This is a genomic window from Micrococcus sp. KRD012 (assembly GCF_017168555.1).
GTDB classification, from domain to species: Bacteria; Actinomycetota; Actinomycetes; order Actinomycetales; family Micrococcaceae; genus Micrococcus; species Micrococcus luteus.
Genome location: NZ_JABFBB010000010.1, coordinates 17355 through 27808, shown reverse-complemented (window position 1 = coordinate 27808; position 10454 = coordinate 17355). Strand labels below are relative to the sequence as shown.

Sequence of the window (10454 nt, the reverse complement as noted above, 5' to 3'; positions counted from 1 at the left end):
GTCGGGGGTGGACGGGGTGGGCATGCGCGGATGACGACGGCGGGCCGCGGCGCGCAGGCGGGCGCGGCGGGCCTCCTCGCCCCGGCGGTCCACCTCACCGCCGAGCGAGCGCAGCACGTCGATCACGAGCCCGACCACCACGAGGTACACGCCGATGTCGAACGCCGTGGCCGAGACCAGCTTGAGGGCGTCGCCGAACAGCGGCAGGTCGGTGAACTCCACCACATAGGACTGCAGGATCTGCCCGCCGAAGAAGAGCGGGGCGATCCCGGTGAGCGTGGCGATCGCCAGGCCCAGGCCGATCATGGGCCCGGCCGGGATCACGGAGGCCTCCTGCAGCTCGTACCGGCCGCCGGCGAGGAAGCGCAGCGTGAGGGCCAGGCCTGCGAGCAGGCCGCCGGCGAAGCCGCCGCCGGGGGTGTTGTGCCCGGCCAGCAGCAGGTAGACGGAGAGCAGCATCATGATCGGGAACATGAAGCGGGTGACGACCTCGAGGATGATCGAGCGCCGCTCGGGGGCCATCGTGTGGCCGGCCACGAGCCACTGGCCCTTGCGATCGTCCACAGCGAAGCTGCGCACGACGGACAGCTCGCGGGCCCCGAGCGAGGAGTCGGCGCCGAAGTCGCCGACGGAGCCGGGGGCGACGTCGTCGATGCTGCGGGTGCGCCCGTCGCGGTGCTGCAGGAAGATCAGGGAGGCCACGCCGGTGGCCGCGGCGGCCAGCACCGTGATCTCGCCCCACGTGTCCCACGCGCGGATGTCCACGAGGGTGACGTTCACGGCGTTCGTGCCGTAGCCGTCCGTGTAGGCGAGCTCCGGCATGGGCAGCGAGATCCGCTCCGCCGTGCGGGCGGCCAGCGCGGTGGCGGCGATCCACATCATGGTCAGGGCGAAGCCGCCGGCGACCGCCATGCGGGCGATCCGCCGCGAGCCGGTGCGGCGGTCGTACCAGTCCGGCGGCAGCACGCGCAGGCCCAGGATGAGGGTGACCAGGATGATGGTCTCCACGAGCACCTGGGTGATCGCGAGGTCCGGGGCGCCGCGCATCGCGAACAGGGCGGCGGCGCCGTAGCCGGTCACGGACACCAGCATGATCGCCTTGAAGCGGCGGCGCGCGCGGACGGCGAACACGGTGGCGACGGCGATCATCAGCACCACGACCAGCTGCGCCGGGGTCTGGAACCAGGCGACGTCCGCGGAGAGGAACGAGGTGGCCAGCGTGCGCTCGCTGCGCCCCACGGGGAAGAGCAGGAACGCGGCCGGCAGCAGGAACGCGGTGGCCAGGATGATGCCCAGGTAGCGGCGCAGGGAGCCGGTCTGGGTGCGCCCCGTGACCCAGATGGCGACCTCGTCGAGGGCGCCGGTGATCTTCCGGTACGTGCGCAGGGCGTCGACCGGGAACTCGACGCGGCGCTGGAACGCCTCGACTCCCGGCCGGCCGAGGGCGAGCAGCGCGCCGAGCACCCAGACCCCCGCGGAGAGGGCGAGGATGGGCGTCCAGCCGTGCCACAGGGCCAGGTAGGCCGGCGCCTCCTCCGGGTCCAGCGGCGGCAGGGAACCCGTGTGGGCGGTGATGATCCCCTCCACCGGGCCGGGCAGGAAGGCGAGCACCAGGCCGGCGAGCGCGAGCAGCGCGGCCGGGGCCAGCTCGAGGGTGGTGACGCGGGTGTGGAAGCGCGTGACGGGGACCGCGGCCCCCTCCTCGTCCCGCTTGGCGGCGAACGAGCCCCACAGGAACCGCCACGTGTAGGCGAAGGTGAGCACCGAGCCCACGGTCATGAGCACGAGCGGCGTCCAGCCCCACACGTCCGCGTGCGCCACGCCGTGGGCGGCCAGGCCCTCCAGGACGGACTCCTTGGCCACGAAGCCGAACAGCGGAGGCAGGCCGGCCATGGACAGGCCCGCCACCACGGCGACGGCGGCCAGGGCCGGGTGGCGGCGGCCGATCCCGGAGAGCTGGCGCAGATCGCGCGTGCCGGCCTCGTGGTCGATGATGCCGACCACCATGAACAGGGGGGCCTTGAACACCGCGTGGGCCAGGAGCATGGCGAGGCCGGCCATGGCGGCGTCGCGGGTGCCCAGCCCGTTGGCCACCATGAGGAAGCCGAGCTGGGAGACCGTGCCGTACGCGAGGACGAGCTTGATGTCTGTCTGCCGCAGGGCGCGCCAGCCGCCGAGCAGCAGGGTCCACAGACCCACGCCGATCACGAGGACCTGCCACATGGCGAGGCCGTGGAACTCCGGGGCCAGGCGGGCCACGAGGAAGACGCCGGCCTTCACCATGGCCGCCGCGTGCAGGTACGCGGACACGGGGGTCGGCGCGGCCATGGCGGCCGGCAGCCAGAAGTGGAAGGGGGCCTGGGCGGACTTCGTGAGGGCGCCGATCAGCACCAGGGCGACGGCGACCTCGAGCAGCCCGCGCAGCCCGGCGTCGGCCATGAGGGCGGGGGCGGCCTCGAGGACCCCGGAGATCCGCCAGGACCCGGCGAAGTGGGCCAGCATGATCAGGCCCGCGAGCATGGCCAGGCCGCCGAACGTGGTGACGATCAGGGCGGTGATGGCGGAGCGGCGGGCGAAGATGCGGTGGCCCGAGTAGCCGATCAGCAGGAAGGACAGGACAGACGTGATCTCCCAGAAGGTGTAGAGCACCATCAGGTCGTCCGTGGTGACGAGCCCGAACATCGCGCCGGCGAACGCCAGCAGCTGCCCGCCGAACACCGCGTTGCGCGGCTCGTGCTCCCGGAAGTAGCGGGCGCAGTAGGCCAGGACCAGCGCGCCGACTCCCAGCACGATCAGGGACATGAACGCGGCCAGCACGTCCATGCGGAACGCGAGCTCGATCTCGAGGTACGGCACCCACGGCACGGCGCGGTCCAGGTGCGCCGCCGAGGCCGGGACCGGCCGGCCGGCGTCGAGCGCCTCCTGCAGCGCGAACACGTGCGGCAGCTGGGTGAGCAGCCAGACGAAGCCCGCCGCGGGGGCGGCGGCGAGCAGATAGAACCCCTGACGTCCCGTCCACCGGAAGATCACCGGGGCGGCGAGCGCGACGACGAAGAGCGCGGTCAGGATGACGAGCATGCGGTCCCTTCGTCAGGCACGGGCGGGGGTACGGTCCAGCCTAGCGGAGGGATGCGCCCCACCCGGGGTCAGCGGACCGATTCCGCGCTCCGCGTGATCGGCTCCGTGACCCGGGCGAACAGCAGCCCACCGGCCACGAGCACGACGGCGATCACGGGGATGACCACCCGGTTGTCCGGGTGCAGGGCGAGCGCGAGCGTCACGAGCGCGGGCGTGATGAACCCGACCGCGCGGCCCGTGGTGGCATACAGCCCGAACACCTCGCCCGCCGTCCGCGGCGTGGTGAGCCGGCCCAGGAACGCGCGCGAGGCCGACTGCACCGGGCCCACGAACAGGCACAGCGCCAGCCCGCCGACCCAGAACGCGAGGGTGCCCGAGGCGAAGAACAGCGCCCCGGCCACGAGGACCATGGCGGCCAGCGAACCGAGGATCACCCGGCGCGGGCCGACTGCGTCGTCGAGCTGCCCGCCCACGAAGGCGCCCAGGGCGGCCACCACGTTGGCCGCGATCGCGAACAGGACCACGTCCGAGGCCGCCAGCCCGTAGACCGTGGTGCCCAGGATGGCGCCGTAGACGAACACCGCGCCCACGCCGTCGCGGAACACCGCCGAGGCCACGAGGAACCACAGCGTGTTCCGGTCCTCGCGCCACATCCGCGCCAGCGTGGACCCCAGCGCACGGTACGAGGCCGCCAGGGACTCCCGCCGCGGGCCGCCGCCGGGGGACGGCGCGGGCGCCGGGTCCGGCACGGCCACCAGCACCGGGATCGCGAACACCAGGAACCACGCCGCGGCCACGAGCGCGACCACCCGGATGTTCAGCGCCGCGTCCTCCGTGACGCCGAACCAGTGCGCGTCCCCCGAGACGAAGCCCACGAACACGATCAGCAGCAGCAGGATGCCACCGAGATAGCCCGCGCCCCAGCCGATGCCCGAGATCCGGCCGATCGTGGCCGGCGTCGAGATGTGCACGAGGATCGCGTTGACCTGCACCTCCGCGAACTCGAAGAACACCGTGCCCAGGGCGATCAGGGTGACGCCCAGCAGCAGCGAGGACTCCTCCGGGGTGACCCAGAAGCAGGCCGCGGTGCACGCGATCACCGCCGCCGTCATCACCCCCAGCCAGAGGCGGCGCCGGCCCGCGCCGTCCGCGCGCCGGCCCATCACGGGCGCGGTCAGGGCGATCACGACGCCGGCGATCGCCAGGGCCGTGGACAGCCACGCCGTGCCCCGCTCGTCCGGCCCGAACGCGTCCGAGGCCAGGTAGGTGCCGAACACGAAGGTGACCATGACCGCGTTGAACGCGGCCGAGCCCCAGTCCCACAGCGCCCACGCGGCCACCTGGCGGCGCGGGGCGGCGGAGGCGACCGGCGGGAGCGCGACGTCGGTCATCGCTCGATGCGGGTGAGATGGAAGTCGCGGTGCGCCCGGGAGGCCGTGGGCCCGCGCTGACCCTGGTACCGGTTCTGGTTGGCCCCGGTGCCGTACGGCGACTGGGCCGCCGAAGAGAGCCGGAAGAAGCACAGCTGGCCGATCTTCATCCCCGGCCACAGCGTGATGGGCAGCGTGGCCACGTTGGACAGCTCGAGCGTGACGTGCCCGGAGAAACCGGGGTCGATGAATCCGGCGGTCGAGTGCGTCAGCAGGCCCAGCCGCCCCAGCGAGGACTTGCCCTCGAGGCGGGCGGCGAGGTCGTCCGGCAGGGTGACCTGCTCATAGGTGGAGCCGAGCACGAACTCCCCCGGGTGCAGGATGAACGCCTCGTCCGGATCCACCTCCACCAGCCGGGTCAGCTCGTCCTGCTCCTGGCGCGGGTCGATGTGCGCGTACCGGTGGTTGTCGAAGAGCCGGAAGAACCGGTCCAGGCGCACGTCCACGGACGCGGGCTGGACCATCGCCGGGTCGAGGGGGTCCAGGCCCACGCGGCCGGAGTCGAGCTCGGCGCGGATGTCGCGGTCGGAGAGCAGCACGGCTCAGTCCATTCGCACGACGACGGCCAGCGGGGTGCGCTCGCGGCCCTGGCCCAGCGGGTTGTCCGCGAAGGCGGCCTCGAGGGCGGCGGCCGACGCGGCGGTGTCCTTGCCGAGGGCGTTGCGGCCGATGTCGTTGGCGTCCATCACGACGGTGCCGGCGAAGGAGGCCTTCGCCCAGGCCGGGATGTCCGCCGCCCGGATCATCGCCGAGACCTCGGCGGCCACCCGGTCCGGCTCGGCCGGGGGCAGCTTGGCGGAGACGTTGGCCGGGAACGTGGAGTAGGTGGTGGGCCCGTCGATCGCGCGGACGTTGCCGCCCACCACGTTGTAGAACACACCGCGCTTGCCGGCGACCTTGCCGGCGGCGCCGGCGGCCGCGGAGAGCACGATGCGCGGCAGGCCGGCCTCCTGGATGGCCAGCTGCATGGTGGTGGGATCGCCCAGGCCGATGCCCGCGGGCGTGCGGGTGACCAGGCGGGAGAGGACGCGGGCGGCCACGGAGGGGCGGACCTCCCACGTGTAGTAGGAGCGACCCTGGGTGATGGCCACGATCTTCTCGGACACGGAGAAGTGCCACGGGGCGTCCTGCGGCATCGCGTCCGCGGGCAGGTCGCGGAAGAAGTCCTCAATCTCGCCGCGCAGGTAGGCCTGCAGGTCCGTGTCCCGGTCCACCAGGCCGGTCTGCACAGGGAAGCGGCGGTAGCGGCGGCCGTCCTCGGCGGAGACCAGGTCGAGCTCCTTGCCCGGGTTCGGCTCGTGGTCCGGTTTGGCCGGTGCCGGGGCGGTGGGGGCCTCGTCGACCGCGGTGGCGGGGCCGGCCGGGGCGGCGTCCGCGTCCACCGCGTCGCGCAGCCAGAGCTCGAGGTTGAGCAGGCGCCAGAAGCGCTCGGGGTCGTGCCGGCGCGGGTGGGCGAGGAAGTCCTCGAAGAGCGCGCGGACGGTGGGCGCGTCGGCGTACGGGCGGGCGGCGAACGAGTCCGAGGCGAACACCTCGCGGACCGGCTCGCGCAGGGCGAGCAGCAGACCGGCCGCGGCGTCGTCGTCCGCGGGACGGGCCGGCGGGAGGACGGCGTCCACGAGACCGGCGAGACGCCCGCGCGGCACGCCGCGCTCGGCGGGGCGCTCGTCCGCGTGGGCGTCGACGAAGGCGGAGTTCAGCAGCGCCTCGACGGGCACGTCGGCGCGTTCGCGGGAGTCGGCCAGGCGGGCGGCGACGTCGCGCCGGGTCGCGGTCAGGGTGCGCGCGGCGCCGCGCAGGCCACGGGACGCGTGGGCGGCCGGCGGCGTCGGGGCGGGGCGGCCGTGCAGGTGCGCGGTCGAGGCCAGGGGGCCGCCGTGGGCGCGGATCGCGGCGCGGACCGACTCGAGGTCGGCGACCGGGGACGGCGTCGCGGCGGGGGCCAGCGGTGCGGGCCGGCGGGGACCTGGGCCGCGTCGGCCGTGGTGTCGCGCATGGGACGTCCTTCCGGGACAGGGGCTGCCGGACGCGTCCGGCCGCGGCCGGGCGCGGTTCGGACTCTACCAGCGGCCCCCGGCGCGCTTTCGTTCGGGAAACGGCGGCCCCTGGTGCGCTTTCGTTCGGGAAACGGCGTGGCCGGCCGCTGGCGCGCGGGTGCGGCCCTGACCATCCGCGGGGAGTTCTCCATCGTGATCGCCGGGCCGGTGCTCACGCGGTACGCGGACGCGTTCGGTCGTTCGCGCGCCCGGGCGGCGACGCGGCGGGTGCAGGCGCGCGAGGTCGCCGTGGCGGACCCGGTGCACTGACGTACGGGGCCGTGGGGCGCGAGGACGACGCGGGGCCGGTGCACCGGCCGGGCTGGTGTATGGTGGTGCCCGCGCCGCAGGCGGAAGCCGAGCGGTTGCGCGGGCGTAGCTCAATGGTAGAGCGCTTGCTTCCCAAGCAAGATACGCGGGTTCGATTCCCGTCGCCCGCTCCACACCACGACGACGGCCCCGGGCCCCTCACGCGAGGGACCCGGGGCCGTGTCGGTCCACGTCGCCCCGCCACGGCCGCACCGGGAACGCGAGACGTCGGAATGCGGCCACATTCCGGCGTCATGGCGACCGCTGGCGTTCCAGGTCGACGTGCGGGGTCCCGCTCCCCTCAACGGCCCGCACGGATCTCGCGCAGCCGGCGTTCCAGGTCGACCGGCAGGTCTGCGGCGAAGCGCGGGTCGAGGTCGGGCCCGGCGTCCGCCAGCCGGTAGACGCCGTCGGCGCGGTCGAGGAACCCGTAGTCCACGAGTTCGCGACGCAGCGTGGCCACGTCCTCGTGGGCGGGGCGCAGCAGGTCGTTGACCTCGGCCTCCGCGTAGGCGCGGCCCGCTCTGAAGCGACGCAACAGCTCGAGAAGGACGGCCACCCGCGGCTTGCGACGCGCAGGGATGGAGCGCAGCCGGTCCCCGTCGAAGAAGCGGGCGAGCACGGTCGCGTGGTAGCGCTCGGCGGACTGCCACTCGTCGGCGAGGGCCGCCGCCGCGGCGGTGTACCGCTCACCGGTGACGGCCATGCGGGCGCGGATCAGGGTCTTGAGGTCGGACTGACGGGTCATGGTGCATCCTCGCCGGCGCGCTCCCGGCCATGCCGCGCCGCGGGTCGGGGACGACGTCCGTCGCGTGCGGGTGGGCCCGAGGATCCGCTCCCCTTCGCGCCGGGCCGCAGGGCCCTGCCGCGCGGGACCGGGCCGCGTGGCGCGCTCGGCGGTGGGCGCCGCCGTCGTGATCCAGGCTAGCCCACGCCCGCGACGTAGGATCGCGCCATGCCCCTGACCCCGCCGCGGACCGCCCCACCCCGACCCGTGGAGGCCCGTCCGTGACCCAGGTGCTCTCCGGCTTCGCGGTCGTGTGGGTGATCATCCTCGTGGGCGTCCTGGTGGGGCGCACGGGGGTGCTCGGCGAGCACGGCCGCACCGTGCTCTCCCGCGCGGCGTTCTTCATCGGCAACCCGGCGCTGCTGTTCGTCACGCTCTCCCGCGCGGACGTGGGCGCCGTGCTGGGCCCCCAGCTGTGGGTGGCCACGCTGTCCGCGTTCACCGCGGCCGCACTGTACCTCGCGGTGACGGTCCCGCTGCTGAAGGGCAGGTCGGCCTCGGAGCGGATCATGTCCGCGCTCAGCGCCTCGCTCGTGAACTCGGCGAACCTCGGCATCCCCATCGCGGCCTACGTCCTCGGCGACGCCGCCCTGGCCGCCCCGGCGCTCATCTTCCAGCTGGCGATCTACACGCCGCTCTACGTGGCCGCGATGGACGCCGCCACCGCGCGCGAGGTCCGGCGACGCACGACGGCGGGCCGGCGCCGGGCGGTGCGCCGCTCCCCCGGGCGCGCCGTGGCCGACCAGGTCCGCCACACGGTCACCAACCCCCTGATCCTGGGCTCGGTGGCCGGCCTGGTCTTCTCTCTCACCGGCTGGTCGTTGCCGGGCCCCCTCATGGAGTCCGTGGAGCTCATCGGCGGGCTGTCCATCCCGGCGATGCTCCTGGCGTTCGGCATGTCGCTGGTCGGCTCGCGGCCGCTCGAGCGGGCCGGCGGGCGACGCGCGGACGTGCTGCTCGCCTCGGCGGTGAAGCTGGTGGTGCATCCGCTGCTGGCCTGGCTGCTCGCGCAGTTCGTGTTCGGCCTGGACGCGCGGCACGTGTTCGTCGCCGTCGTCCTGGCCTCCCTGCCGACCGCACAGAACGTGTTCGTCACCGCCGTCCGCTACGACACGGGCCTGCGCGTCTCGAAGGACACGATCCTGGTCACCACGATCGTCGCGATCCCGGCGATGATCGCCGTCGCACTGCTGCTGGCCTGAGGCCGACGACGGCGGCGCCCGGCCCGGTGCCCCGCGCCGGACGCCTCGCCGCGGCTCAGACGTCCCGGCGGATCAGCTCGTCCAGCCCCGTGGGCGAGAGCAGGTACGGGGCGACCTCGAGCACGGTGCGCGCCCCCGTCTCCCCCTGGGCCTTCAGACGCGCGGCTGCGCGGCCGTAGGCGACCTGCGCGGCGGCGGTGAAGTCGGGGTTGGACTCCAGCTCCAGCACGAACTCGACAGCGCTGCGCGAGCCGCCGAGGTCGCCCGAGGTGACGACGTGGCCGCCGTGCGGCATGCCCTGGTGGTCGCGCTCGAACTCCTCCTCGGAGATGAAGTGCACGGTGGTCTCGTACGGGGCGAAGTAGTCGGGCATCGTGGTGATGGCCTCGGTGATGGCCGCGTGGTCGGCCTCGTCGGCCACCACGTAGCACTCACGCACGTGCGCGGAGGCGCCGGTGATCTCGGCGCCCCGTCCGGCGCGGGCCTCGGCGATCGCCTCCTCGCTGGGGATCGTGTACTGCACGCCGCGCCGCACGCCGGGGACCCGCCGGACGGCGTCGGAATGGCCCTGCGAGAGACCCTTGCCCCAGAACGTGTTCTGCTGCGGCTGCGGGAACAGCGCCGCGCCCAGCACCCGGTTCACCGAGAACAGGCCCGGGTCCCAGCCGGTGGAGATCATCGCCACGTGCCCGCCCTCCCGGGCCGCGGCGTCCATCTCGGAGCGGTGCCGCGGGATGAGCTGGTGGTTGTCGTAGGTGTCCACGGTGGTGAAGTGCCGCGCGTAGCCGGCCGCCTGCTCGGGGATGTCCGTGGCGCTGCCGAGGCAGAGGAACAGCACGTCGATCTCCCCGGCGTGCTCGGCGGCCCGCTCCGCCGGGAGCACGGGCGTGTCCGTGTCCAGGCCGGTGCGACGCGAGAAGATGCCCACCAGCTCCATGTCCGGCTGGAGCTTCACGAGCTTCTCCACACTGCGTCCGAGGTTCCCGTATCCGACGATGCCGGCGCGGATGGTCATGTGCGTCCTCCTGGTGGGGTCGTGGTCAGGTCGGTCCCGCCAGCCTAGGCCCGGCGCCGCGGGGCGCCGAGTCCGCCGGCCGGACCGCGCAGCAGGAGCACGACGACGGCGACCAGCCCCGCCAACGCCAGCACGCTGACCACGTAGATCGGCCAGGCCCACGGGCTGTGGTCGCCCCCGCCGACGCCGTAGGTGTCCGCGAGCGCCATGCCCGGCCCGAACGAGGCCATGAAGTAGGCCGGAGACGCGGCGACGAGCGAGGCGAGGCCCAGGGCGAGGACCGCCAGCGGGTCGACCTCCTCGCGACGCCACGTGAGGAACCACAGGATCGCGGCCACACCGAGCCCGGCCGCCAGGATCACGGCCGACAGGACGAAGGGGACGCCGAGCTGGCCCGCCGCGCTCAGGTCCGCGTAGATCCTCCCGAGGCCGCGGTCGCCGGGCGCGGCGGCCAACGGGTTGAGGACGAACACCTGCAGGGCCGCGAGCGCCGCGGCGGCGGCGATGACGCCCGGGACCACCGCGCCCGCGGCGAGCCGCACCCACCCGGGCCGGTCGGGCAGGGCGAGGGGCGCCGTCGTCGGGCGGGGCCGGGCG

Annotated in this window: 8 protein-coding genes, 1 tRNA gene and 1 pseudogene; 3 read left to right on the top strand and 7 right to left on the bottom strand. The window is 74.2% G+C overall.

Annotated features, from left to right (window positions below; translation table 11 throughout):
• The 4 genes and pseudogenes from J1M37_RS05545 to J1M37_RS05530 form a co-directional block, all read right to left on the bottom strand.
• Nucleotides 1-3078, bottom strand: a 3078-nt coding sequence (locus J1M37_RS05545) for a Na+/H+ antiporter subunit A (protein WP_206452272.1), incomplete at its 3' end; no start/stop codon positions are given.
• Between the two features lie 68 nt (nt 3079-3146).
• A pseudogene (locus J1M37_RS05540) lies at nt 3147-4532 on the bottom strand (MFS transporter); the annotation flags it as partial.
• A complete protein-coding gene (dcd, locus tag J1M37_RS05535) occupies nt 4466-5047 on the bottom strand; it encodes a dCTP deaminase (RefSeq protein ID WP_036317147.1) in 582 nt (193 codons plus the stop codon). The gene dcd and the pseudogene J1M37_RS05540, both read right to left, overlap by 67 nt.
• A gap of 3 nt (nt 5048-5050) precedes the next feature.
• Nucleotides 5051-6226, bottom strand: coding sequence for a hypothetical protein (locus tag J1M37_RS05530; RefSeq protein WP_241250884.1), 1176 nt, complete (start codon nt 6224-6226; stop codon nt 5051-5053).
• Nucleotides 6227-6640: 414 nt separating this feature from the next.
• Here J1M37_RS05530 and J1M37_RS05525 point away from each other — a divergent pair, with 414 nt between their 5' ends.
• Nucleotides 6641-6814 (top strand): hypothetical protein, encoded by a 174-nt coding sequence (locus J1M37_RS05525; protein WP_020626107.1) that lies wholly within the window; start codon nt 6641-6643, stop codon nt 6812-6814.
• 99 nt (nt 6815-6913) lie between these two features.
• Nucleotides 6914-6987, top strand: a tRNA-Gly gene (locus J1M37_RS05520).
• Between the two features lie 167 nt (nt 6988-7154).
• On the opposite strand, the gene J1M37_RS05515 is transcribed toward J1M37_RS05520, so the two are convergent.
• Nucleotides 7155-7601 carry a DUF2087 domain-containing protein gene (locus tag J1M37_RS05515; protein ID WP_065572502.1) on the bottom strand — a complete coding sequence of 149 codons (447 nt, stop codon included), beginning with the start codon at nt 7599-7601 and terminating at the stop codon, nt 7155-7157.
• Between the two features lie 260 nt (nt 7602-7861).
• Between J1M37_RS05515 and J1M37_RS05510 the strand changes: the two genes are divergently transcribed.
• A complete protein-coding gene (locus J1M37_RS05510) occupies nt 7862-8842 on the top strand; it encodes an AEC family transporter (protein WP_020626109.1) in 981 nt (326 codons plus the stop codon).
• A 55-nt stretch (nt 8843-8897) separates the two neighbouring features.
• Here J1M37_RS05510 and J1M37_RS05505 read toward each other — a convergent pair whose 3' ends face one another.
• Both J1M37_RS05505 and J1M37_RS05500 read right to left on the bottom strand, forming a co-directional pair.
• Entirely contained in the window at nt 8898-9857 is a 960-nt protein-coding gene (locus tag J1M37_RS05505) for a diaminopimelate dehydrogenase (protein ID WP_020626110.1), read from the bottom strand.
• A 44-nt stretch (nt 9858-9901) separates the two neighbouring features.
• Nucleotides 9902-10454, bottom strand: a 553-nt coding sequence (locus tag J1M37_RS05500; protein ID WP_036341280.1) for a hypothetical protein, incomplete at its 5' end; no start/stop codon positions are given.

Bases quoted from the DNA above. Each gene is read 5' to 3' on its own strand.
- J1M37_RS05505 (WP_020626110.1), bottom strand. From the start codon at position 9,857: ATGACCATCCGCGCCGGCATCGTCGGATACGGGAACCTCGGACGCAGT.
- J1M37_RS05515 (WP_065572502.1), bottom strand. From the start codon at position 7,601: ATGACCCGTCAGTCCGACCTCAAGACCCTGATCCGCGCCCGCATGGCC.